This is a genomic window from Microbacterium sp. zg-B185 (assembly GCF_030246885.1).
Lineage (GTDB): Bacteria > Actinomycetota > Actinomycetes > Actinomycetales > Microbacteriaceae > Microbacterium.
The window spans coordinates 2,251,699-2,274,137 of the sequence record NZ_CP126739.1; the positions used below are offsets into that span (position 1 = coordinate 2,251,699).

General features: G+C 69.8%; 22 protein-coding genes and 1 tRNA gene. 11 read left to right on the forward strand and 12 right to left on the reverse strand.

Features of this window, described 5'->3' with window-relative positions; genetic code table 11:
* From QNO12_RS10835 to QNO12_RS10845, 3 genes are read left to right on the forward strand one after another with little or no spacing between them, the layout of a single operon-like run.
* Complete coding sequence (locus QNO12_RS10835; RefSeq protein ID WP_257502243.1) at positions 1-1,095, forward strand: carbohydrate ABC transporter permease; 1,095 nt, start codon at positions 1-3, stop codon at positions 1,093-1,095.
* Positions 1,092-1,994, forward strand: a complete 903-nt coding sequence (locus QNO12_RS10840; protein WP_257502242.1) for a carbohydrate ABC transporter permease — start codon at positions 1,092-1,094, stop codon at positions 1,992-1,994. The genes QNO12_RS10835 and QNO12_RS10840 overlap by 4 nt, the downstream gene beginning before the upstream one ends.
* Positions 1,991-3,925, forward strand: a complete 1,935-nt coding sequence (locus QNO12_RS10845; RefSeq protein ID WP_257502241.1) for a glycogen debranching N-terminal domain-containing protein — start codon at positions 1,991-1,993, stop codon at positions 3,923-3,925. The genes QNO12_RS10840 and QNO12_RS10845 overlap by 4 nt, the downstream gene beginning before the upstream one ends.
* A gap of 93 nt (positions 3,926-4,018) precedes the next feature.
* On the opposite strand, the gene QNO12_RS10850 is transcribed toward QNO12_RS10845, so the two are convergent.
* The 3 genes from QNO12_RS10850 to QNO12_RS10860 form a co-directional block, all read right to left on the reverse strand.
* A complete protein-coding gene (locus QNO12_RS10850; RefSeq protein WP_257502240.1) occupies positions 4,019-4,822 on the reverse strand; it encodes a methyltransferase domain-containing protein in 804 nt (267 codons plus the stop codon).
* 69 nt (positions 4,823-4,891) lie between these two features.
* Positions 4,892-5,368: a YbaK/EbsC family protein gene (locus tag QNO12_RS10855; RefSeq protein ID WP_257502239.1), complete on the reverse strand. Its 477-nt coding sequence runs from the start codon at positions 5,366-5,368 to the stop codon at positions 4,892-4,894.
* 30 nt (positions 5,369-5,398) lie between these two features.
* On the reverse strand, positions 5,399-5,779 hold the full coding sequence (locus tag QNO12_RS10860) for a VOC family protein (RefSeq protein ID WP_257502238.1): 381 nt from the start codon (positions 5,777-5,779) through the stop codon (positions 5,399-5,401).
* A gap of 162 nt (positions 5,780-5,941) precedes the next feature.
* On the opposite strand from QNO12_RS10860, the gene QNO12_RS10865 reads away from it, so the two are divergent.
* The 4 genes from QNO12_RS10865 to QNO12_RS10880 all read left to right on the forward strand — a co-directional run bounded on the left by QNO12_RS10865 (position 5,942) and on the right by QNO12_RS10880 (position 11,008).
* Positions 5,942-7,840: a heavy metal translocating P-type ATPase gene (locus tag QNO12_RS10865; protein ID WP_257502619.1), complete on the forward strand. Its 1,899-nt coding sequence runs from the start codon at positions 5,942-5,944 to the stop codon at positions 7,838-7,840.
* 179 nt (positions 7,841-8,019) lie between these two features.
* Complete coding sequence (locus tag QNO12_RS10870; RefSeq protein ID WP_257502237.1) at positions 8,020-9,096, forward strand: Glu/Leu/Phe/Val dehydrogenase family protein; 1,077 nt, start codon at positions 8,020-8,022, stop codon at positions 9,094-9,096.
* A 103-nt stretch (positions 9,097-9,199) separates the two neighbouring features.
* Positions 9,200-9,640 carry a pyridoxamine 5'-phosphate oxidase family protein gene (locus QNO12_RS10875; RefSeq protein WP_257502236.1) on the forward strand — a complete coding sequence of 147 codons (441 nt, stop codon included), beginning with the start codon at positions 9,200-9,202 and terminating at the stop codon, positions 9,638-9,640.
* A 192-nt stretch (positions 9,641-9,832) separates the two neighbouring features.
* Complete coding sequence (locus QNO12_RS10880) at positions 9,833-11,008, forward strand: IS481 family transposase (protein ID WP_257524820.1); 1,176 nt, start codon at positions 9,833-9,835, stop codon at positions 11,006-11,008.
* Positions 11,009-11,052: 44 nt separating this feature from the next.
* Here QNO12_RS10880 and QNO12_RS10885 read toward each other — a convergent pair.
* From QNO12_RS10885 to galU, 5 genes are all read right to left on the reverse strand, one after another.
* Positions 11,053-11,128: transfer RNA gene (locus QNO12_RS10885), tRNA-Ala, on the reverse strand.
* Between the two features lie 42 nt (positions 11,129-11,170).
* The gene (locus tag QNO12_RS10890) at positions 11,171-11,779 is read right to left on the reverse strand and encodes a flavin reductase family protein (protein WP_257503251.1); all 609 of its coding nucleotides are present in this window, start codon (positions 11,777-11,779) and stop codon (positions 11,171-11,173) included.
* A gap of 22 nt (positions 11,780-11,801) precedes the next feature.
* The gene (locus QNO12_RS10895) at positions 11,802-12,689 is read right to left on the reverse strand and encodes a large exoprotein (protein WP_257503252.1); all 888 of its coding nucleotides are present in this window, start codon (positions 12,687-12,689) and stop codon (positions 11,802-11,804) included.
* A gap of 56 nt (positions 12,690-12,745) precedes the next feature.
* Positions 12,746-13,375 carry a GNAT family N-acetyltransferase gene (locus QNO12_RS10900; protein WP_257503253.1) on the reverse strand — a complete coding sequence of 210 codons (630 nt, stop codon included), beginning with the start codon at positions 13,373-13,375 and terminating at the stop codon, positions 12,746-12,748.
* A gap of 23 nt (positions 13,376-13,398) precedes the next feature.
* Positions 13,399-14,286 carry a UTP--glucose-1-phosphate uridylyltransferase GalU gene (gene galU, locus QNO12_RS10905; RefSeq protein ID WP_257503254.1) on the reverse strand — a complete coding sequence of 296 codons (888 nt, stop codon included), beginning with the start codon at positions 14,284-14,286 and terminating at the stop codon, positions 13,399-13,401.
* Between the two features lie 95 nt (positions 14,287-14,381).
* On the opposite strand from galU, the gene QNO12_RS10910 reads away from it, so the two are divergent.
* Genes QNO12_RS10910 through mscL form a run of 3 tightly spaced genes read left to right on the forward strand, consistent with a single transcriptional unit; the run spans position 14,382 to position 15,787 of the window.
* A complete protein-coding gene (locus QNO12_RS10910; protein WP_257503255.1) occupies positions 14,382-14,978 on the forward strand; it encodes a 5-formyltetrahydrofolate cyclo-ligase in 597 nt (198 codons plus the stop codon).
* Between the two features lie 16 nt (positions 14,979-14,994).
* Positions 14,995-15,327: an FmdB family zinc ribbon protein gene (locus QNO12_RS10915; RefSeq protein WP_257503256.1), complete on the forward strand. Its 333-nt coding sequence runs from the start codon at positions 14,995-14,997 to the stop codon at positions 15,325-15,327.
* Between the two features lie 34 nt (positions 15,328-15,361).
* The gene (gene mscL / locus QNO12_RS10920) at positions 15,362-15,787 is read left to right on the forward strand and encodes a large conductance mechanosensitive channel protein MscL (protein ID WP_257503257.1); all 426 of its coding nucleotides are present in this window, start codon (positions 15,362-15,364) and stop codon (positions 15,785-15,787) included.
* A 26-nt stretch (positions 15,788-15,813) separates the two neighbouring features.
* Here the strand turns inward: mscL and QNO12_RS10925 are convergent, their stop codons facing one another.
* Together QNO12_RS10925 and QNO12_RS10930 are read right to left on the reverse strand one after the other, a co-directional pair.
* Positions 15,814-15,993, reverse strand: a complete 180-nt coding sequence (locus QNO12_RS10925) for a hypothetical protein (RefSeq protein ID WP_257503258.1) — start codon at positions 15,991-15,993, stop codon at positions 15,814-15,816.
* A complete protein-coding gene (locus QNO12_RS10930; RefSeq protein WP_257503475.1) occupies positions 15,980-19,600 on the reverse strand; it encodes an AAA family ATPase in 3,621 nt (1,206 codons plus the stop codon). The genes QNO12_RS10925 and QNO12_RS10930 overlap by 14 nt, the downstream gene beginning before the upstream one ends.
* A gap of 271 nt (positions 19,601-19,871) precedes the next feature.
* On the opposite strand from QNO12_RS10930, the gene QNO12_RS10935 reads away from it, so the two are divergent.
* A complete protein-coding gene (locus QNO12_RS10935; RefSeq protein ID WP_257503259.1) occupies positions 19,872-20,393 on the forward strand; it encodes a methylated-DNA--[protein]-cysteine S-methyltransferase in 522 nt (173 codons plus the stop codon).
* A 65-nt stretch (positions 20,394-20,458) separates the two neighbouring features.
* On the opposite strand, the gene QNO12_RS10940 is transcribed toward QNO12_RS10935, so the two are convergent.
* Positions 20,459-22,081 carry a monocarboxylic acid transporter gene (locus tag QNO12_RS10940; protein WP_257503260.1) on the reverse strand — a complete coding sequence of 541 codons (1,623 nt, stop codon included), beginning with the start codon at positions 22,079-22,081 and terminating at the stop codon, positions 20,459-20,461.
* Positions 22,078-22,425 (reverse strand): DUF485 domain-containing protein, encoded by a 348-nt coding sequence (locus QNO12_RS10945; protein ID WP_257503261.1) that lies wholly within the window; start codon positions 22,423-22,425, stop codon positions 22,078-22,080. Before QNO12_RS10945 ends, QNO12_RS10940 begins: the two co-directional genes overlap by 4 nt.
* Positions 22,426-22,439: the final 14 nt, after the last annotated feature.

The window sequence follows — 22,439 nt, forward strand, 5'->3', positions numbered from 1 at the left end:
ATGACCGCCCAGGTCAGCACCCCTCGCCGCGGCCGGTTCTCCGGGATCCGCCGCGGCGAGGGACTTGCCGGATGGCTGTTCACCGCGCCGATCATCGTCATCCTCGGCGTCTTCCTGTTCATCCCGGTGCTGATGGCGCTGTGGGTGAGCTTCTCCGACTGGTCAGGGCGCGGCAGCCCGCTGTCTCCGAGCGTCGGATTCGTGGGGCTGGACAACTACGCGGCGGTGACGACGGGAGGCGGCCTTCCGGAACGGAACTTCGGCATCGCGCTGCGCAACAACGCCTGGTACGTGCTGCTGGTCGTTCCGCTGCAGACGATCCTGGCCCTGTTCCTGGCGACGCTGGTCAATCGTGCGATCCTGCGCGGCCGCGGCTTTTTCCGCACGGCGTTCTACTTTCCGTCGGTGACCAGCTCGGTGGCCATCACCGTGCTGTGGCTGTTCCTGTTCTCCACCACCGGCGTCATCAACGAGGTGCTCTCGTGGGTGGGCATCAACGGGCCGAACTGGTTCGCCGATCCGCGGGGCATCGTTCATGTCGCACTGGGCGGCGTCGGCGTCCGGAAGGGTCCCGAAGCGCTGACGGGCGGCGGATTCCTCGGCATCTCGTGGTGGGAGTGGCTCGCCGGCCCCTCGATCGCGATGAGCGCGTTCATCCTGATGGCGATCTTCACGACCAGCGGAACGATGATGCTGCTGTTCATCGCGGCGCTGCAGAACGTCGGCGTCGAACTGGGCGAGGCGGGGATGATGGACGGCGCCACCGGCTGGCAGCGGTTCTGGCACATCACGCTCCCGCAGCTGCGCCCGACGCTGTTCACGGTGCTCACCCTCGGTCTGATCGGGGGCTGGCAGGTGTTCGACCAGATCTACACCGGGACCCAGGGCGGCCCTGCCAAGACGACGGTGACCCCGGCGTACCTGACCTACCAGGCCGCCTTCATCAACCAGGACTGGGGGCAGGGCGCCGCGATCGCGTTCATCCTGTTCCTGATCATCATCTTCTTCGCAGCCCTGCAGCGGTGGGCGCTGCGCGACCGGCCGGTGTCCAAGCGCCGAGCGCGGCAATACCAGGTGAAGGGAAAGACCTCATGACCGTCACCGCCGTACCGGAAACGGCCGCCGTCGCACCGCCCGCGCCCCCGCAGCGGACCCGGAGGTGGGCCGCTCGCGCCCGCTGGGGCCAAGTCGTGCTGTACTCCGTCCTGATCGTGCTCGCGATCATCTACATCTACCCGTTCCTGGTCCAGGTCGCCACGTCGTTCAAGACGGATGCCGAGGCCACTGCCGATCCCATCTCCCTCATCCCGAGCGTGTTCTCGCTGGCCGCATACGAACGCCTGTTCACGCGCAGCGACTTCCCGCTGTGGGCGATGAACTCGGCGATCGTGACGATCAGCGTCACCCTCGGCCGGGTGTTCTTCGTGTCCCTGGCCGGTTACGCGTTGGCTCGTCTGAGGTTCCGCGGACGCGGCGTCATCTTCGCCCTGGTCGTGGCCGTGATGGCGGTTCCCAGCGTCGTGCTGCTGATCCCGAAGTTCCTCGTCCTCAACCAGATCGGCATCTACAACTCGTACGTGGGCATGATCCTGCCGCTGCTGGTGGATGCCGCCGGCGTGTTCATCATGAAGAACTTCTTCGAGTCGATCCCGGCCGCGATCGAGGAGCAGGCCCGGATCGACGGGGCGGGCACGTTCCGCGTCTTCTGGTCGGTCGTGCTGCCGATGGCCCGACCGGCGCTGATCACGATCGTGATCCTCTCCTTCCAGGGATCGTGGAACGAGCTGGGGCACTTCATCGTGTCGACGCAGTCGCCGGAGCTGACGACCCTCACCAAGGGGGTGGCCTCACTGGCGTCCGGCCAGCTCGGACAGGGAAACCAGTACCCGCTCAAGCTCGCCGCCGCCGCGATCATGACGATTCCGGTTGCGGTGATGTTCTTCATCTTCCAGAAGAAGATCATGAACACCGCCGAAGGAGCGCTCAAGGGATGACCGAGCGCACCTTCGCCATGCCCGCACGCGGACTGCAGCCGTTCCTTCACGACGGGGTGGTCGCCCTGCGCGCGCCCACGCAGGTGTGGTCCCGCGCCGACGGCAACGTGGGCGCGGGCGCGATCGACGGCATCTACCACGGCGACACGCGTTTCATCCGGACCGCGGCGGTCGCCGTGACCGGAGGCGATGCCGAGTGGCTCGGCATGTCCGCGCACGAGGCGTCCCGAGTGGTCTTCGAGGGCCTGCTGCGCGGCCTGGACGATCTCAGCGCGGACCCGAAGATGCGGCTTCTTCGGGAGCGGACCGTCGATGAGGCGAGAGTCACCGAACAGATCAAGATCACCTCGCACCTGACCTACCCGATCGACGCGGAGGTCACCCTCACGCTGCGCCCGGAGTTCTCCCCCATGCACGCGGTGAAGGCGGGGATGCCGGAGTCGCGGGCGTGGTCGGAACGCCCCGGCGGTGCCGGGACCGTCGTGCTCACCGCGGGGCCGCGACGGATCGAGCTGGAAACGGACGGGAGCGTCCGCGTTTCGGATTCGATCGAGGCCGACACCGCGGTGGTGGTCACCTGGGCAGTGCAGATCCCGCCCGGGCGTTCCGTCACTGTGGCGTGGGGCGTGCGCATGACCGACGACGCCCTGGTGGTCCGGTCCGGGAGCACTCCCCCGCCACCCGCGGTGTACGGGGGCGGCTCGATCGACGACCGCGCCGAGCGGTGGCTCGCCACGGCTCTCACTGATCTGAATGCGCTGCGCCTCGCGCTCCCGGATCACCCCGACGACGAGTTCTACGCCGCCGGCGCGCCCTGGTTCTTCACCCTGTTCGGACGCGACTCCCTGTGGGCGGCGCGGCTGGCGTTGCACGCGAATCCGACGCTCGCGGCATCCACCCTCCGGGTTCTGGCGCGCCGACAGGGCCGCAGCGTCGATCCCGCCACGGCGGAGGAACCCGGCAAGATCCTGCACGAACTGCGAGCCGAAGCCTTCGACATACCCGGGGAGGGGTTCTCGCTGCCGCCGGTCTATTACGGATCCGTCGATGCGACGGCGCTGTGGGTCGGGCTCTTCGGCGACGCCGTCGATGCGGGCTTGCCGGAGGCGGACGTGCGGGAACTCCTGCCGGCGATGCAGAGATGTCTGGCATGGATCATGGGCCACGGCGACGGGTTCGTGTCCTACTACGACGGCACCGGCCGCGGCCTGGCGAACCAGGGCTGGAAGGACTCGGGTGACTCCATCCAGTGGCGCGACGGCGCTCTGGCACAGGGTCCCATCGCGCTGTGCGAGGTGCAGGGCTATGCCTACGAAGCCGTGATGGCGGGCGCGCGCATCCTGGATGCCTACGGCGAGAGCGGGGGCGACGCGGCCCGCGCGTGGGGCGCCCGTCTGCGGCGGCGATTCGCCGATCGCTTCTGGGTGAGCACCCCCGAAGGCGACTACCCCGCCATCGCGCTGGATGCCAGCGGGCGCGGTGTCGACGCGCTCACCAGCAACATCGGACACCTGCTGGGGACGGGCCTGCTCGAACCGCACCAGGAACGCGACGTCGCCGCGCTTCTGACCCAGCCGAGCATGCTGTCCGGCTTCGGCATCCGGACGATGTCGACGGGCGCCCACGGGTACTGGCCGCTGAGCTACCACGGCGGCAGTGTGTGGATCCACGACACCGCGATCATCGCCCGCGGCATGCAGCGCGCCGGCCTGGCCGAGGCGGCCGAGGACGTCGTGGAGAACATGCTGGCCGCCGCAGCGGGCTTCGATTACCGCGTGCCCGAGCTGCACAGCGGAGATCCGGCCGGTTCCGGCGGCAGCGTCCCGGGCCCGACGACCGTTCCGCTGCCCTACCCCGCCGCGTGCCGCCCGCAGGCGTGGTCGGCTGCATCCGCGGTCACCGCGTTCGAGTTCCTCTCCGCGAGCCACTGAGGAGGGGCGACCCGGTTCCCGTCCGCGGCCTGCGAAGAGCACCGGCCGTCTCGGACGGCCCCGCACCGCGCACCGCGCCGGGCTCTGCTCGGCTCACCCGCGGGCGATGACCTCGCCGTGCGGCATGAGCAGCCAGCCATCGGGTGAGGCCGCCCACAGGCGCCACGCCTCGGCGATGCGGGCGAGGCCGGACCGGTCGGTCACGCCCAGCGAGAGGGCGTTCTCGGCGAAGGACGAGGCGACGGCTCGCTCTGCCCACGCCGAGCCCCACCACTGCCGGTCCTCGTCGCTCTCGAACAGCCAGACCGAGGCGGTCGCCGTCACGTCCGTGAACCCCGCCTCGCGGGCCCATGCCTTGAGGTGGCGCCCGGCGGTGGGATCCCCGCTCATCCCCCGGTGGACCCGGAGATACACTTCCATCCACTCGTCCAAGGCGGGCACCTGCGGGTACCAGATCACCCCTTCGTAGTCCACATCACGAACCGCGACCGCTCCTGCGGGCGAGACGACCCGCCGGAACTCCCGGAGCGCGTCGACCGGCCTGGCCAGATGCTGCAGCACCTGATGCGCGTGCACGATGTCGACGCTGTCATCCGCGACCGCCAGGAAGTACGCGTCACCGACCTCGAAGGACAGGTTGTCCAGTCCGCGCTCGGAACGCAGCTCATCCGCCGTCGCCACCACCCCGGCGGCGGCATCCAGGCCGACCACCTGCCCCGGCGCCACCCGCTCGGCCAGGTCGGCCGTGATCGTTCCCGGCCCCGCCCCGACATCGAGCACAGTGCACCCGCGAGCCAGCAGCGGCAGCAGGTAGGCGGCGGAGTTCTCGGCCGTGCGCCACCGGTGCGAACGCAGGACGCTCTCGTGGTGGCCGTGGGTGTACGCGTCGGGGCTCACGCTCCGACCCTAGCGTCGCTCAGGGGGCGGCCCGGTCGCGATGCCGGTGCGGACCCGCGGACCGGCCGGTCACACCACCGTCGTGATCGTTCCGCCGGTCAGCGCGACCAGTTCCTCGAAGGTCATCGGAAAGACGGTATGCGGCGTCCCGCCGGCCGCCCAGATCTGCTCGAAGGCGGCGAGGTCGGCGTCGATGACGGTGGTCAGCGGCGCGGGATGCCCGCACGGGGCGACCCCGCCGATCGCCTGGCCGGTCGCCTCGCGCACCTGCTCGGCGCTGGCTCGGCGGATGCTGGCGCGGCCGAGCCGCTCGGCGAGGGCTGCGGTGTCCACGCGGTGCGCACCGCTGGTCATGACCAGCAGCGGCTCGCCGTCGGACCAGAAGACGAGGCTGTTCGCGATGGCGCCGACCTCGACGCCGAGTGCGGCGGCGGCCAGCGGCGCGGTGGCCGCGGCATCCGGAAGCACGACGATGTCGCCGGTGATGCCAGCGGTTCGCAGCGCATCTTGGACGATGCGGCTGCGCGTGGGGAGCTGATCAGTCACCGGACCAGCCTAGGCAATGCCGCGGACCGGTCAGCGACGCTCGAACAGCCCGAGGATGTTCCCCTCGCTGTCTTCGAACCACGCCGCGCGCTCCCCGCCCATCTCGGCCACCCCGTCCTGCGTCTTCAGGCCAGGGAAGTCGTACTCGAGGAATTCCACCCCGTTCGCGCGGAGGGATGCCATATCGGAGGCCAGATCCCTGGTCTGCAGGCCGAACACGGTGTTCTTCGCGGTTCCGGCGAACCCGGAGCGATAGACCAGCAGCGGCACCCCCGCGAGCCGATAGATCACCGTCTCGGCATCCTCCTGGATCTCTTCGGGCGTCAATCCCAGCACGCCCTCGTAGAACGACCGGGCGCGGGCCAGATCGGACGCGGCGATCGCGGCCATGCCGCGTGCATCTTCGAACATCACTATCCCCTCGTGCGTGTGTCTTTCGGGTTCCTTGGCGCAGACGGTACTCCCGTCGCACACCGCTCGATAGGGGATCGGCCGGCCCCGGTCCGCACGGCACCGCTGGCGGTGGGCGCTCGGGTGTACCAGGCTGATCCTGTGCGCCGCATCCCCCGCGTCATGGCCCGGTACCCGGTGATCACCGCCACAGTCGTGGTCGGCATCGCGGTGCTCGTCCTGGACCTGTCGGACAGGCAGAGCGCGAGCCGGTGGCTGGCCACTCTGTACGTCGCGGCGGTCATCGTGTGGACCCTGATCGGCATGGTGCGGGACGTCCTGCGCGGCCACGTCGGGCTCGACGTGCTGGCGGTCGTCGCAATGGTCGCGACCCTCGCGGTCGGCGAGTACGTCGCGGCGCTGATCATCGTGCTCATGCTCTCCGGCGGTGAAGCGCTCGAAGACTACGCCGGCCGTCGCGCGAAACGCGAGCTCACCGCGCTGCTGGACCGCTCCCCGCAGATCGCCCATGTCATCGTCCATCCCGGCGATCACACATCGGACGAAGTGACGGATGCCGCAGCCGACGACGTGCGGGTCGGCGATGTGCTGCTGATCCGCCCGTCCGAGATCGTACCCGTGGACGCGCTGCTGCTGACCGACTCCGGCTCGTTCGACGAGTCCTCACTGACCGGGGAGAGCCTTCCGGTGACCCGCCACGCCGGCGATGAGGTCCTCTCCGGCGCCGTCAACGGCTCGCAGGCGGTACGGGTCCGCGCTGTGCGCCGCAGCGCCGACAGCCAGTACCAGCAGATCGTGGCGCTGGTGCGGGATGCCGAGGAGTCGCGTGCGCCGGTCGTGCGCCTCGCGGACCGGTTCGCGGTCCCGTTCACCGCCGTGTCGCTCGTCATCGCCGGTGCGGCGTGGGGCATCTCGGGCGACCCCACCCGGTTCGCCGAGGTCCTGGTGCTCGCCACGCCCTGCCCGCTTCTCATCGCGGCGCCGGTCGCGTTCCTCGGCGGGCTCTCGCGGGCGGCGAAGGCGGGGATCATCGTCAAGGGCGGAGCGGTGATCGAGCAGCTCGCACGCGTGCAGTCCGCGGCGTTCGACAAGACCGGGACGCTCACGCAGGGCCGACCCGAGTTGGTCGAGGTCCGGGCGGTGGACGGGATCGACCCCGACGTCCTGCTCGGCCTGGCCGCCTCCGCGGAGCAGTACTCGAGCCATGTGCTGGCCGATGGGATCCGACGTGCGGCCGCGGAGCGGGGCGTGCCCGTCCAGAGCGCGTCACAGGCCGGCGAGGTGGCCACCAACGGCGTGACCGCGACGATCGGCGGGCGCGTCGTGGTGGTCGGCAAGCCGGCGTACATCGCCGCCCTCGCGCCGGAGACCTCGCGGATGGCGCTGGCTGCAGGTCAGGCGGCCGCCTACGTGGCCATCGACGGACGCTTCGCCGGCGTGCTCGTCCTGGCAGACGACCCGCGGCCGGAGTCCCGCGCGGTGGTGGCCTGGCTGCGCGCGCACGGGGTGGAGCGGATCGCGATGCTCACCGGCGACGCGCAGGCCACCGCGGAGGCCATCGCGCACGAGGTGGGAATCACCGAGGTGCACGCCGAGCTGCTGCCCCCGGAGAAGGTGCACCTCGCGGCGCAGATGCGCCCGCGGCCCGTGCTGATGGTGGGCGACGGTGTCAACGACGCGCCGGTGCTCGCCGCGGCGGACATCGGCATCGCGATGGGAGCGAAGGGTGCGACCGCGGCGGGGGATGCCGCGGCCGCCGTGATCCTGAAGGATTCGCTCGCCAAGGTCGTGGACGCGGTCTCGATCGGGCGCCACACCCTGCGGGTGGCCTACACGGCGATCTGGATCGGCATCCTGCTCAGCGTCGGACTCATGCTGGTGGCCACCACCGGGGTCATCCCTGCGGTGGTCGGGGCACTGGTGCAGGAACTGGTCGACCTGACCACGATCCTGTACGCGCTGCGTGCGCTGGGCGGGCCGTCCTCCGATTTCGACGAACCGGAGGCGGACGCGTCGGCGCAGGCCGTGGACGTCGGACTGCCCGACCACGATCGCGCCTGATCCTGCGCCATCACGCACGCGGAGGCTGCTTCTGTGAGCACATTGCTCAGGTGCACAGTGACACGTTGAACGATCGGCTCAGTGGTGGTCCAATAGGGGTGGATGCGCAACGCCGCCATCCGCACGCTCCCGCCGGGCTCCCACGAAGACGCCGCGGCGGCTGATCGACGAGGACCAACATGTCTGCGACCCTGCCCCTGCCCGATTTCGCGCACGAACGCGTCGAAACGCTCACCGGTCGACGCAGCGGGCTCTTCATCGCCGTCGCGCTGCACTCCTCGGTGCTGGGCTCAGCGCTGGGCGGCGCGCGTCTGTGGAGCTACCCGCACTGGAGCGACGCGCTCGGCGATGTCCTGCGGCTGTCGGCTGCCATGACGCTGAAGAACGCGGCGGCCGGACTGGATGCCGGAGGCGGCAAGTCCGTGATCGCCCTGCCGCCCGACTCCGTCCTGGACGCCGAGCGTCGGCGCGCGGCGTTCCTCGACCTCGGTGATGCGGTGGAGCTGCTGGACGGGCTGTACCGCACGGCCGAGGACGTGGGATCGACCACGGCCGACATGCTGACCGTCAGCGAGCGCACCCGGCACGTCGTCGGGCTTCCCGAGGCCGGCGGCGGCTCCGGCGAACCGGCCGGCCCCACCAGCCTGGGCGTGTACGAGTCGCTGCGCGCCACGCTCGAGCGCATCACCGGCTCCCCGGATGTCGCCGGCCGCCGCATCACGATCTCGGGCATGGGACAGGTGGGCAGCCGGCTGGCCGTGCGCCTGAGCACGGAGGGCGCGCGGCTGACCGTCACCGATGTGAACCCCGCCAAGCGGGATCTCGCGCTGCAGCTCGGGGCCGATTGGATCACGCCGGGCGAGGAGCACCTGGTGCCGGCCGACGTGTTCGTCCCCGCCGGCATCGGCGGGCTGCTCACCGACCAGGTCATCGACGCGCTCGAGGCGCGCGCCGTGTGCGGACCGGCGAACAACCCGCTCGCCGATCACTCCGGCGCTGACCGGCTGGCTGCCCGCGGCATCCTGTACGCCCCCGATTTCGTGGTCAACGCCGGTGGGGTGATCTACCTGGACCTCGACGCGAAGCAGCTGGGCAGTCGGGACGAGATCCTGGCTCGCGTGGCGGCGATCGGCGACACCGTCCGCCGGGTCTTCGACGAGGCCGAGTCGCGCAGCGTCACCCCTCTGCAGGCGGCCGAGGGCCTGGCCGCGGAACGCCTCGCCGCCGGTGCCCGCCAGCACGCGTTCGCGGGTTAGGCGTCACCGGCGGCGCCGCGCCGGCAGCGTCCGGCTCGCCCGTGCGGCCGGCCCGCTCGACGCGGTACCCTCGCCCTCAACACGGTGTCGATGAGGAGACGAGATGGGCACGAGCATCTTCAACGATACGGATGAGACGCACGTGAAAGCACTCAGGATGCTGGAGCGTGACCTGATCGCCTGGATCGTCACCCTCGCGGCGGACGGCTCACCACGCGCCGTGCCGGTCTGGTTCTTCTGGCACGACGGCGTGCTGACGATCCTCAGCGAGCCGGACTCGCACAAAGTGGAGAACATCCGGCGGGGTTCCCCGGTGCTCGTCCACCTCGACGCCGGTGGACAGTTCGGAGACGACGTGGTCGTGCTGCGCGGCGACGCGCACCTCGCCCCGGGCACCGGCGTGGAGTGGCTTGGTCGGTTCCGCGAACCGTACCTCGGCAAGTACGCCGAGGCGATCGCCGATTACGGCATGCCGGCGGACGCGATCGCGGAGAGGTTCAGCACGAGGATCGACTTCACGCCGACCCACCTGCTGGCCTGGTGAGCGTCCGCGGCTGCCCGCGCCCGAATCACCGCCGGTCCGCAGAGGGTACGAGTCACTGCGCCCGTTAACGACAATGAGCGCCCCACGAGGGGGCGCTCATTTCATTGGTGGACCTGAGGGTGCCTGGGTTCACGACATATGTCACAGGTGATGTGTCGCTCATGTCTCGGGTCATAGGTCACAGTCCGATGCATGTCGAAGCATCGGGTCGTGGTCTTGAAGATCGTCGCTGGGCAGCTCACCGTGGCCGCGGCGGCCGAGCAGTATGGGTTGTCGCGGAGGCAGCTTCATCGGTTGCTGGCCCGTTACCGGGAGGACGGTATCGACGCCGTCGATCCGCAGTCGCGGCGACCGAAGACGAATCCGCACGCGACACCCCCCGAGGTTGTCGAACGCGTCGTACAGCTCCGCGCTGAACTGATCGCTCGCGGGTTCGATGCCGGGCCGGTCACGATCTCCTGGCATCTGGACCGCGAAGGGTTGCACGCCCCGTCACACGCGACGATCCACCGCATCCTGACTCGAGCAGGGCTGATCACCCCGGAGCCGCGTAAGCGCCCGCGTTCCTCGTACGTCCGGTTCGAAGCCGCCCAACCGAACGAGACCTGGCAATCCGACTTCACCCACTGGCGCCTGAACGACGGAACCGACATGGAGATCCTGAACTGGCTCGATGACCACTCCCGGCTCCTGCTGTCCTGCACCGCCCACACCCCCGTCACCGGTGACGATGTCGTGACCACGTTCCTGACTGCGACCGACAAACACGGGATCCCCGCCTCGACTCTCACCGACAACGGCAGGGTCTATACGGCACGGTTCGGCGGAGGACGCAACGCGTTCGAACACCTCCTGCCCGTCCTCGGGGTCAAGCAGAAGAACGGCTCACCCGGACACCCGCAGACCCAGGGCAAGATCGAACGGTTCCATCAGACCCAGAAGCGCTGGCTCGCCCAGCAGCCCACCGCGACCACGATCCTCGAGCTCCAAGCACAGCTGGACCGGTTCCGCGTCGCATACAACAACCACCGCCCGCACCGAGCCCTGGATCGCGCAACTCCCTCACAGGCATACGCAGCGACCGCCAAAGCGCTCCCTGCCGAGGGACGACTGCCCGACCGATACCGGCTGCGCTACGACCGCGTCGACACCGACGGCCACGTCAGCATCCGACGCGCCGGCCGCATGCACCACCTCGGCATCGGACGACACCACACCGGCAAACGCATCCTCGCGATCAGCGACGAAACCACCGTCACCGTGACCCACCTCGAAACCGGCGAAATCCTCAGCGAACACCACATAAACCCCGCCCAGGGCTACTGGCGCAACCAACTCACCCCACCCGGCCGCTGGCCCCACAAATGACAGATGTCTCGCGACATATGAGACATATGTCGCGAGACATCACATGGTGGACCTGAGGGGACTCGAACCCCTGACCCCCTCGATGCGAACGAGGTGCGCTACCAGCTGCGCCACAGGCCCTGAACCTCCGACAGGCTATCACGCTGGCTGCCGGCTGCCCGTTCAGTCCGGGCGCGGCAGATGGAACAGCGCGTCCAGCACCGAGTACTCATCGCGGTAGCCACTGCGGGCGATCGGGCGCATGGCGGCGGTGTCCACCCGTCCGTCCGCCAGGATGAACCGCTCGTCCAGATGCACGCCCACGACCTGCCCGATCACCAGATGGCGGTCGATCGGCCCGCCCGCGGCATCCGTCAGCTGCAGCGTCTGAGTCACCGTGCACTCCAGCGCGACGGGGCTGGCGGCGACCCGCGGCGGCGCGACCAGGCGGGACGGCGCAGCCTCGATGCCCGCGAACGCGAATTCGGACTCGCCGCGCCGCAGCGTCGTCGAGGACTGGTTCATCGCCTCACGCAGGTCGAAGGTGGCGAGGTTCCAGACGAACTCGCCACGATCCAGCGCGTGGGATGCCGAATCCTTCATGCCCGCGCTCGAGAACATCACCAGCGGCGGGTTGTCGGACACCGCGTTGAAGAAGCTGTACGGCGCCAGGTTGGGGCTGCCCTGCGCGTCCAGCGTCGAGATCCAGCCGATCGGCCGCGGTGCGATCATCGCCTTGAACGGATCATGCGGCAGCCGGGCTCGGTCGCGCTCGGCAGGCTCGTAGAACATCGTCGGGACGAGCGGGACGCGCTCAGCCTGCCCGGCTGGCCAGGAGCCGGCGCACGTGCGCTTCGATCTCGGCGTCGTCGACTCTGCCCATCGCCGCATACGGCGACGCCTCGGCGCTCTCCCGCGCCGCGCGTACAGCGGCGATCGACGGCGGCTCGAGCTCAGCGGCGCGCTGGCGTGCGGCCTCCTCGACCGCGGCCTGACGCAGCGCCTCTCGGGCCGCAGCGGCATCCAGCATCGCCGCCGCGCGCGATCCGGCAGAGACGGTGAGCGGGCGGGGCAGCTCACGCGGCGCCCAGCCGGTGCGCGGGGTCGCGGTCAGCTCCACATCCTGCATGACCCGTGGCACGCGTGCCGAGGCGTCCTCGATCGCGACGCGGTTCACCGCGCGCGCCCCGACGCGGGTCATGCGTACGAGCAGCAGTCCGGACATCGTCGCGGCGGCGACTCCGGACCACAGCATCAGCTGCGAACCGGTCGCCACGACCTCCCACGCGCCCCACACCGAGACGCCGACGCCGACGAGTCCGAGGACGGTCAGCGCCAGTCGGGTGCGACGGCGGGCGCGTGCCCGACGGGCGCTCGGCCGCGACCGCGCTGCGGCACGTTCGTCGCGGGCCTGCGCCAGATCGATCCGGGCCTGCTCGAGAGCGGCCTGCTCGCGCTCGGCGACCGCCCGGCGAGCAAGACGCTGCTGGGCCAGTGCGGTGCGCGCGTTGAGTTCGAGCCGGACTTCGTGCGGCGTCTCGCTCGTCTCGGCCAGGACGCGCAGTGCCTGGTTGAGCCGCACGGCGTTGCGCTCGGCCGCGTCGAACTGGCGGCGACTGTGCCAGGACGGCAGCAGATAGACCATCCACAGGAGCACGGCGACGAGCACGATGACTCCCCCGCCAAGTACCTGCCCGCCCATGCGGTCAACGGTAGGCGACGGTGCGCCCTCGCCCCGGCATCCTGCGGCGTGTCGTCTCAGGCCCGCGAACGATCGCTGGGCGGCACCGTCGCGGCGTCCGCCGGTGCACGCCCCTGCACCCAGCGCTGCAGGACGCCTTCGGGCACGTCCTCGCGCGTCAGGGCGAACGCATAGTGGTCGCGCCAGTCACCGTCAATGTGGATGAACCGCCGCCGCAGTCCCTCGTACCGGAAGCCCAGCTTCGCCACGACGCGCAGGCTGGCCTGGTTCTCGGGCCGGATGCAGATCTCCATCCGATGCAGTCGCATCTCGCTGAAGCACACGTCGGTCGCCAGTGCGACCGACGTGGTGGTGATGCCGCGCCCTGCGAACCGCTCGCTGACCCAGTAGCCGATGGTCGCCGACGCCAGCGACCCGCGCGCGATCCCCCACACGTTCAGCTGACCGGCGATCTCCCCGCCGTCTTCCATCACGAACGGGATGCCGGTGCCGTCGCGGTACTGCTGCAGCAGTCGCCTCACACCGGTGCGCATGTCGAACGAGACCGGCCCGTCCGGGCTGGTCGCCTCCCACGGCTGCAGCCACGCACGGTTGGAGAGCAGCTCGTGCTGCAGCGTGCGCGCGTCGCGAGGCCGAACGAGGCGGATCGCCACGTTCCCGTGCCGGACAGGAGTCGTCAGATCCACGACACCCCCTCGAACGTGCGGCGCTACAGAGTCGCCGCAAACTCCTTGAACCAGGGACGCAGCTCAGGACCCAGATCCTCACGGTCGGCGGCGAGCTGCACGATGGCCTTGATGTAGTCCACCCTATCCCCGGTGTCGTAGCGACGTCCGCGGAAAACGACACCGTACACGCCAGGACCCTCGGCGTCCGTGGCGAGCTCCTGCAGCGCGTCGGTCAGCTGGATCTCGCCGCCCTTGCCGGGCTCGGTGCGCTCCAGAATGTCGAAGATCGCGGGGGTCAGCACGTACCGGCCGATGATGGCGAGATTGGACGGAGCGTCCTCACGCGGGGGCTTCTCGACCAGACCGACGACGCGCACGACATCCGGGTCGTCGGTCGCCTCGACGGCTGCGGCGCCGTACATGTGGATCTGGGCGGGATCGACCTCCATGAGCGCGATGATCGTCGCGCCACTGCGCTCGTGCTGCGCGATCATCGTGGTCAGCAGGGCGTCGCGCTCGTCGATCAGGTCATCGCCGAGCAGCACCGCGAACGGCGACTCACCCACATGCGCCCGGGCGCGGGAGACGGCGTGCCCGAGCCCGCGAGGCTCACCCTGACGCACGAAGTGAATGTCCGCGAGGTCGCTGGAGGCCATCACCCGACGAAGCCGGTCGGCGTCGCCCTTGTCGCGCAGTTTGACCTCGAGCTCGGGAACGGAGTCGAAGTGATTCGAAATCGCGTTCTTGTTGCGTCCGATGATCACCAGGATGTCGTTGATGCCCGCCTGCGCCGCCTCTTCCACCACATACTGGATGGCCGGCTTGTCCACGACCGGGAGCATCTCCTTCGGCATGGCTTTCGTCGCGGGCAGGAAACGGGTACCGAGGCCGGCTGCGGGAATCACGGCCTTCATGGGCTTAGGGGGCATGGCTCATACTCTACTGACGGCGCCCCCCTCCGCCGTGCGACCTGCTCCCCTTGCCCTCGGCCGCGGCGCATGGTAATCGCGCCTAGAATCAACCCATGCACGACGACATCGCAACGGCCAAGCGCGCTCTGCGCGCGGAGCTGCGTGAGCGGCGCCAGCTGCTCTCTCAGCCTGCCAAGGACTCCGCTGCAGCCGGCATCCGGGAACAGCTGGACGCACTGGTGGACTCCCTCGGGGTCCGCTCCATGTCGTGCTTCCTGTCCACTCCCAGCGAACCCGGCACGCGCGAGTTCGTCGACGCGGCGGTGCGCCGCGGCATCCGCGTGCTCCTGCCGGTGACCCGCACCGACGGCCTGCTGGACTGGTCGGTCGCGCACCCGGACTTCGACATCGCCGAGGGGATGTTCGGGCTGCCCGAGCCGGTGGGCGAGCTGCTCGGCCCCATTGCGGTCAACGACGTCGATCTGCTCGTGATCCCCGCGGCCGCCGTCGACCGGGACGGCATGCGCCTGGGCTGGGGTCGCGGCTTCTTCGACAAGACGATCGGTTCGATGGAGGGATGCCCGCCCGTCTACGCGGTCATCTACGATTCCGAGCTCCTCGACGAGGTCCCCCGCGACCTGCACGACCAGCCGGTGACCGGCGTCGTCACCCCCACTCAGACCCTCGTCCTTTCGCCTGCCCGGCCCTGATCGTCCGAAAGCACCTATGCCTACCTATGCCTATGCCTGCAAAGAATGCGGCCACCGCTTCGATGCCGTGCAGTCCTTCGCCGAGCCGACCCTGACCGAGTGCCCCGCGTGCGGCGGCACCCTGCGCAAGGAGTACGGATCGATCGGGGTGACCTTCAACGGTTCCGGCTTCTACCGCACCGATTCCCGCGCCGCCGACGGCAAGGGCTCCGGCGGGGGCCGGGAGAAGAAGAGCTCCGAGCCCGCCACCTCTTCGGCCGGTGGGTCCTCCGGTCCTAGCGAGTCGTCCTCCTCTGGGGCATCATCGAAGCCGGAGGCGAAGGCCTCCCCTGCACCGTCAGGAACCTAATCGGCTTCGGCCGAAGTGAGGCCAGGTGATTCACGTGATCCAAGGGTTCAAGGAGTTCATCCTGCGCGGGAACGTCATCGATCTCGCCGTAGCGGTCGTGGTCGGCGCCGCCTTCACGGCAATCGTCAACGTTCTGGTCTCGGCGCTGATCAATCCACTGATCAGCCTGTTCTTCGCGTCGGACAGCCTGGACACGGCACTGCAGGTGACCGTTCCGACGCTCCTCGGCGGCACTGCGACGTTCTCCTTCGGCGCGATCCTCGGCGCGATCGTGAACTTCCTCGCCGTCGCGCTGGTCGTGTACCTGGTCTTCGTGGTCCCGATGAACCGGTTGCGCGAGCGTGGCGCCGCCAAGGCCGGGGTCACCGAGGGCGACGAGCCGCTGCCCACCGAGTCGGAGCTGCTGGTCCAGATCCGCGACCTGCTGGAACGTCAGAGCACTCCCCCGCCGCGCGCCTGAGTCGACGCCGCTGCGTGGTGCGCGCCTCACCAGTGCGGTGGGACGTCGCGGCGCAGCTGTTCGTCGTTGGGGCCGGATGTGGCGAGGCCCGGCTCGGTGTCGTCCGCCGGCTCGGCCGGCTCCGCGGATGTGCCCGGCGCGGGGGTGAGTTTGGCGCGGCGCGCGCCGGGGACCCGCTCGATCCGCTGTCGCCTATTCGATGACATCGATCGGCTGCGTCTCGGTGTCGGCCGTGGACGATTCCGGCGGCACGCCGAGCAGCGCCGCGATCCGGGCCGCCACGGCGGCGGGGTCGCTGTACAGGTCGAACGAGTGCACGCGCACGTAGTGCCAGCCGAGCCGGCGGAGGATCTGCGGGCGCAGCCGCAGCGACTCCCGCAGCGACTCGCCGATCGTCTCGGGGTCGCTCTCGGCGACCACCGCGCGGCCGTCGTACTGCGCCACGAGCGGAAGCAGACCGCGGTAGTGCACATCGACCGAGATGCCCAGTCGGCGCAGTTCGCGCGCCAGCGCCAAGGTCAGCGGGTCGGCCAGGTCTTCCAGACGCGCCTGCCGGGCGCGGGAGGCGATGCCGCCGAGGATGCTCATCAGTGTCGCCGCGCCGTGCTCGAGTCGGCCGTCGTCGAACGCCGACGGGCGGATGGAGGACACGATCACCATCGAGCGGCGCGCCCGTGTCATCCCGACCGTGAGCAGACGCTCGCCGTCCGGAGTGGACAGGTCGCCGAAGTCGCTGAGCACCCGGCCGTGCTTGGTGAGGCCGAATCCGAGCGAGAAGATGACCCGGTCGCGACTCTCCGCCACGGACTCCTCGAGGGTCAGCACGGCGAGGGGCTCGGCGGTGTCCCGCGCGACGAAGTCCGCGACATCCGAGCGTCCGGCGAAGGCGGCCTCGACCGCCGCGCGCACCCGCTCGGCGTGCTTCGCGCTGGCGGTCACGACCATCAGCGACTCGTTCCCGCGGTTGACCGCGTGTTCGACCACGAGCGTCACCACGCGCGCAACCTCCGCGTCGGGGCTCTCCACCGCTCCGCTGACCGGGTCGGGTGCACCCGTGCCGCCTTCGACGTAGTCCACGCTCAGGCTGCCGCGCCCGAGATAGGACCCCGCCCACGGCAGCGAGACCAGCTCCCCGCCGTAGAACGCGTCGTTGACCAGTTCGGCCAGGTCCTCGCCGCCGGCGCGGTAGCTGTGCGTCAGCGTCTCCACCGGGAACAGCTCGGCGAGACGCTCGAACACGCTCGTCTCGTCGAAGGGTCCGCGAACCGGGTCGCTGTCCTCGGGGATCCCGGAGGACAGGCGGAACGGCGTGGGTTTCTGGGTCACCGGGTCGCCGAAGACCACCACCTGCTGCGCGCGCCGCAGTGCCGGCACCGCTTCGGCCAGACTCAGCGCCGCGGCATCCGCGAGGATGACGACGTCGAATCCCAGCGTCTCCGGGATCTGGGGCACCTCGTAGGGCGAAGCCAGCCACACCGGGGCCAGTGTGCGCAGCAGCACCGGTGCTGCTGCGGCCAGATCGGCGGGCGTCGTTCGTGGGTCTCGGAGTGCACGCTTCAGCGCCGCTGCCTCGGCGGCCTCGTCCACGATCCCGATGCGCCACTGCGTGGCCAGCTGGGCTGCCAGCAGCGGTCCGGATGCCGCAGCGTGCGCTTCATCCACCAGCCGGAAGTCGCGCTCGAGGCGGTCCACGACCGCGGTGTTCGCACCCAGCAGGGCTCGGTCGCTGCGCAGCAGATACTCCAGCGCGGACTGCCACCAGGCGTACTCCAGCTCGGTGCCGACCGCGTCTTCGGGAACGTGGCGGACGGACAGCTCAGCGAGCAGGCTCTCCAGACCGAGCGCAGCCAGCTGGGAGCGCAGCGTGGCGCGCTCGACGAGGTTGTCGAACACGTCGGAGTCGGCGGCCAGGCCCGCCAGGGTGCGGACGAGGCGTGCGACCGGAAGCGAAGCCAGACGATCAGCGCCGCCGCGGCCGACGATGCCGTCCAGTTCGGCGAGGTCCGCCTCGACCCGCTGCCACGCAACCTGGACGTCCGACAGGCCCAGCGGGACTGCGGGCCCGACGCCGGCCTCGACGAAGCGCTGCCACTCGGTGCGCTGCTGCTGCACCCGCACCAGCGCCTCGTGCATGTCGGCGATGTGCACACCGGGCCGCACGTACTCGCGTGAGAGCCGACGCAGCCGACGGCGCTGGGCTCCGGTCAGAGACGGCGCGTCACGGCGCGGACCGTGCGCTTGGATGAGCTCGCCCAGCGGCCGCTCGAACACGGTCGGACTGAACCGATCCAGTGAATCCCGGATGCCCTGCAGCACGCGCAGGTACGCGCCCAGCTCGGTGATCGTCTGGAACGGCCGCATCCGGGTCTGCGCGATCAGTTCGTAGCCGCGTTCGAGGAGGTTCGGCACATCCTGACGGTGGAGCCGGCCGGCGAGTGCGTGCGCGGCGCGGGCGGCGCCGGTGGTGGCGAAGGAGACGCCGTACCACGGCGAGTCCCCGGGCCCGAACCGGAACTCGCCCAGGCGCGCCGCCGCGGCCAGCGCGGCCGCCGCCTTGGCCCGGGCGGGCGCCAGCTTGACGAGCACGTCGATGTCGAAGCGAGCCTGGGCGGTGGGGGCGGGGGTGGCACCGGCCAGTTCGGCGAGCCGACGCAGCACGTCCAGCACCGAGACGCCGAGCGCCGGATGCGGCGTGGTGACCGCGCCGCGGTAGTCCCGCAGCACCCCCCTCAGGCGCACCAGCGCGTCATCGATCTCGCCCACCTTGGGCTGCACGGCCTTCTCGTTCCGACCGATTGCGCGAATCAGGTCTCGCTGCACGTTGCGCGGGGACACCGCGAGCCCCTGCAGCCCGATGCCGGTCAGGCGGTGGCGCACCCCGTCCAGGGTGGAACGGCGTGCGCTGACGACGAGGACGCGCTTGCCGTCCCGCACGAGCGAGCCGACCGCATTGATGATCGTCTGCGTTCCGCCGGTGCCCGGCAGGGTGTGCACGGCCAGCGAGTGCCCGGCCGCGATCCGCGCCAGCACGCCCTCCTGCTCGGCATCCGCATCGAGCAGGAGCGTGTCGGATGCCGGAGCGCGTTCGTCCGGGCTCGGCACCGGCGGAGCGGGCCTGCGGAGGGACACGGTCTTGCGGTCTTCCGGGTGGCCGGCCAGCGCGTTGAGCACCGGGTGGTCGAGGTTGACGGCATCCCGCGCCATGGCGGCGCCGACATCCGCGAAGGTCGAGACGACCAGACGCGGGTGGACGGTGAACGAGTCGATCGTCGCAGTCAGCGCTCGCAGGTGGTCGATCACTGGCTGAGGTTTGAAGACACCGTCCTCGTGCGCCAGGGTGGCCAGCGCCACACCGTCCAGCTCGATGCCGAAGTGCGTGCGCGCGGCGCGGACGAACTCGGGATTGACGATGAAGGTCCCGTGCAGCTTCAGCTCGAAGTCGGAGTGGTGCCGACGGATGCCGAGCGGCCGCAGCAGCACGGGCGCCGTGCACGCCAGTCCGCCGATCCGCCAGGAGGCCAGGCCGACGGCGAGATGGACCGGTTCGATGCCGCGCGCGGTGCGCAGCTCGACGTTCTTGGCGGTGATCCGCTCCGCCGCCAGGCGCGCGTTGCGCAGTGCGACCTCATCGCGGAACAGGTTGGACAGCAAGGTGGACCGTCCGGTGATGAACTGCGGCAGGCTGCCGGGGTGCGCTTTGGTGATCTCGATGCCGCCGCTGTTCGCGTCGTCGAAGTGCAGCAGCGTCGACGGGCCGCCCAATTCCGCCGCCAGCGCGCGCAGGCGGTCCCGCTCGGGTTCCGCGACGTGCATGACCGTCACCCCGGGCTCGGACAGACCGAGGTCGCCCGGGGTCACCGAGGGAGCGTCATCGTCTGCGCCGATAACGGCGCTGCCTTCTGCTCGCCACACACGGCCACACTAAGCGCCGCGGGCCGTTGGCTTGAGCAGCCTTCCCGAGTTTCGCCGGATTGGCGACTCGCCACCTGATCTGCGATTCCTCCCCAGCGCGGGATCGGCGCTGATCATCCGCAACCAGCGGACGCCTGCGCACGCTCCGAGCGGCTCGCGCCAGGATGGTGGCATGACCGCCTCGAGCACTCGATTCACCTCGCACTCCACCCCGATCGGCGATGTCCTGATCGTGACGACGGACGAGGGAATCGTGTCCCTGCACCCGCTGCGCGGCGCGCTCGAGCAGGAGCTGGAGCGTCTGACCCGCGCGCTGCGCGCACCCCTGGACCGCTCCGACGATGACGCCGCGGCCGAGGACGCCGCCCGTCAGCTCGACGAGTATTTCGCGCAGCGGCGCCGCGAGTTCGAGCTCACGCTCGATTGGCGGCTCGTCCGCGGGTTCACCCGCGCCGCCCTCGAGGCGGTCCGCCGGATCCCGTACGGCGAGACCGCCGGATACGGTGAGGTCGCCGCGCATGCCGGCAGCCCGCGCGCGGCCCGGGCGGTGGGCACCGCCTGCGCGACGACGCCGTTCTCGATCATCGTGCCGGTGCATCGGGTCGTCCGCTCCGACGGCTCGATCGGCGAGTACGGCGGTCATGCCGAGGTCAAGGCGTTCCTGCTGGATCTGGAACGGGCCGCGGGCGAGTAGGCCGCCCGCGCGCCGCGCGGCCCCGGGGATCCCCCGCCCCGGGGCCGCGCACTTACTCATGGCCGTCAGTGATTGGTGGCCTTCTCCGCGCCGAATCCGGTCAGGGAGCGCACGTCCATCTCTGCCGCCAGGCGCCGATCCTCCGCCTTGCGGGAGAGCACCGAGCCGAACCATCCCAGGAAGAACCCGATCGGGATGGAGACGATTCCGGGGTTGTTCAACGGCCAGATCGCCACGCCGACGTTCTTGAACACGCTCGTCTCCGCCCCCCAGAACACCGGGGACAAGAAGATGAGGATCATCGCCGCGGCCAGACCGCCGTACATGCTCCACACCGCGCCGCGCGTGGTGAACTTCCGCCAGAACAGCGAGTACAGGATCGTCGGGAGGTTGGCCGACGCGGCCACCGCGAAGGCGAGGGCCACCAGGAAGGCGATGTTCTGCCCTTGGACGCCGATGCCGCCGATGATCGCGAGGATGCCGATCACCACGACGGTGCGCCGCGCGACCTTGACCTCCCCGTCCGGCGGCACGTCACCCTTCTTCACCACGTTCGCGTAGATGTCGTGCGCGAAGGACGCCGCCGCGGTGATGGTCAGGCCCGCGACCACTGCCAGGATCGTGGCGAACGCGACCGCCGAGATGAAGCCCAGCAGCACGGGTCCGCCGAGCGCGAGCGCGAGCAGCGGCGCCGCCGAGTTCACACCCCCGGGCGCCGCGGCGATCGTCTCCGGCCCGACCAGAGCGGCAGCACCGTAGCCGAGTACGAGCGTGAACAGGTAGAAGACGCCGATCAGCCAGATGGCCCACACGACGGAACGCCGCGCTTCCTTGGCGGTGGGGACCGTGTAGAAGCGCATCAGGACGTGCGGCAGGCCGGCTGTTCCCAGCACGAGGGCGATGGCCAGCGAGATGAAGTCCCACGGGTTGGCGCCGTACTGCAGGCCCGGGCCGAGGATCGCGTCCTTCGGGTCTGTCACCGCCGCGGCCACGGCGCTTTCCAGCAGCGTGTTCAGGCTGAAGCCGTTGATCGCGAGGACCCAGACCGTCATCACCAGGGCACCGCCGATGAGCAGGAACGCCTTGACGATCTGCACCCAGGTGGTGCCCTTCATTCCTCCGACCAGGACGTAGACGATCATGAGGATGCCGACGACAGCGACCACGATGGACTGCCCGATGCGCTCGTTGATGCCGAGCAGAAGCGACACCAGTCCGCCGGCACCCGCCATCTGAGCCAGCAGGTAGAAGAAGCAGACCGCGAGCGTCGTGATGGCAGCGGCCATCCGCACCGGACGTTGCCTGAGCCGGAAGGACAGCACGTCGGCCATCGTGAACTTGCCGGTGTTGCGCATCAACTCCGCCACGAGCAGCAGCGCGACCAGCCACGCGACCAGGAACCCGATCGAATAGAGGAAACCGTCGTAGCCGTTGATCGCGATGGCGCCGGTGATTCCGAGGAACGAGGCGGCGGACAGGTAGTCGCCCGAGATCGCGAAGCCGTTCTGCGGACCGGTGAACGAGCGACCGGCCGCATAATAATCGGCAGCGGTCTTGTTGTTCCGGCTGGCGCGGATGACGATGAACAGCGTCACCGCGACGAAAGCCGCGAAGATCGAGATGTTCAGAACCGGGTTGTTCTCCACGGTCTGAACCGCCGCATGGATGGAACCGAAGATGTCGTTCATGCTGCCGCCTCACGCTTCTCGAGTTCTTCGCGGATCGCCTCGGCCTTCGGGTCGAGCTTGCGATTGGCGAACCACACGTACGCCATCGTGATCGCGAAGGTCGTCACGAACTGGCCGAGTCCGAGCAGCAGCCCGATCGTGATGTCGCCGGAAACCCGCTGCGCCATGAAATCCGGCGCGAAGGACGACAGCAGGACATATGCGAAATACCAGAGCAGAAATGCGATCGACAGCGGAAAGATGAAGCTGCGCTGGGTGCGCTTCAGTTCCCGGAACTGCGGCGACTCTTCCACGGCGATGTAGTCGATACCGGGTGGAGCCGTGTCAATGCGTGGATCGGACATGTGGCCTCCTTGCC

Coding starts and splice junctions, on each gene's coding strand:
- QNO12_RS10835 (WP_257502243.1), top strand. CDS start 1: ATGACCGCCCAGGTCAGCACCCCTCGCCGCGGCCGGTTCTCCGGGATC.
- QNO12_RS10840 (WP_257502242.1), top strand. CDS start 1,092: ATGACCGTCACCGCCGTACCGGAAACGGCCGCCGTCGCACCGCCCGCG.
- QNO12_RS10845 (WP_257502241.1), top strand. CDS start 1,991: ATGACCGAGCGCACCTTCGCCATGCCCGCACGCGGACTGCAGCCGTTC.
- QNO12_RS10860 (WP_257502238.1), bottom strand. CDS start 5,779: ATGTTCGAAGATGCACGCGGCATGGCCGCGATCGCCGCGTCCGATCTG.
- QNO12_RS10865 (WP_257502619.1), top strand. CDS start 5,942: ATGGCCCGGTACCCGGTGATCACCGCCACAGTCGTGGTCGGCATCGCG.
- QNO12_RS10870 (WP_257502237.1), top strand. CDS start 8,020: ATGTCTGCGACCCTGCCCCTGCCCGATTTCGCGCACGAACGCGTCGAA.
- QNO12_RS10875 (WP_257502236.1), top strand. CDS start 9,200: ATGGGCACGAGCATCTTCAACGATACGGATGAGACGCACGTGAAAGCA.
- QNO12_RS10880 (WP_257524820.1), top strand. CDS start 9,833: ATGTCGAAGCATCGGGTCGTGGTCTTGAAGATCGTCGCTGGGCAGCTC.
- QNO12_RS10890 (WP_257503251.1), bottom strand. CDS start 11,779: ATGTTCTACGAGCCTGCCGAGCGCGACCGAGCCCGGCTGCCGCATGAT.
- QNO12_RS10895 (WP_257503252.1), bottom strand. CDS start 12,689: ATGGGCGGGCAGGTACTTGGCGGGGGAGTCATCGTGCTCGTCGCCGTG.
- galU (WP_257503254.1), bottom strand. CDS start 14,286: ATGCCCCCTAAGCCCATGAAGGCCGTGATTCCCGCAGCCGGCCTCGGT.
- QNO12_RS10910 (WP_257503255.1), top strand. CDS start 14,382: ATGCACGACGACATCGCAACGGCCAAGCGCGCTCTGCGCGCGGAGCTG.
- QNO12_RS10915 (WP_257503256.1), top strand. CDS start 14,995: ATGCCTACCTATGCCTATGCCTGCAAAGAATGCGGCCACCGCTTCGAT.
- QNO12_RS10925 (WP_257503258.1), bottom strand. CDS start 15,993: ATGTCATCGAATAGGCGACAGCGGATCGAGCGGGTCCCCGGCGCGCGC.
- QNO12_RS10930 (WP_257503475.1), bottom strand. CDS start 19,600: ATGCACGTCGCGGAACCCGAGCGGGACCGCCTGCGCGCGCTGGCGGCG.
- QNO12_RS10935 (WP_257503259.1), top strand. CDS start 19,872: ATGACCGCCTCGAGCACTCGATTCACCTCGCACTCCACCCCGATCGGC.
- QNO12_RS10940 (WP_257503260.1), bottom strand. CDS start 22,081: ATGAACGACATCTTCGGTTCCATCCATGCGGCGGTTCAGACCGTGGAG.
- QNO12_RS10945 (WP_257503261.1), bottom strand. CDS start 22,425: ATGTCCGATCCACGCATTGACACGGCTCCACCCGGTATCGACTACATC.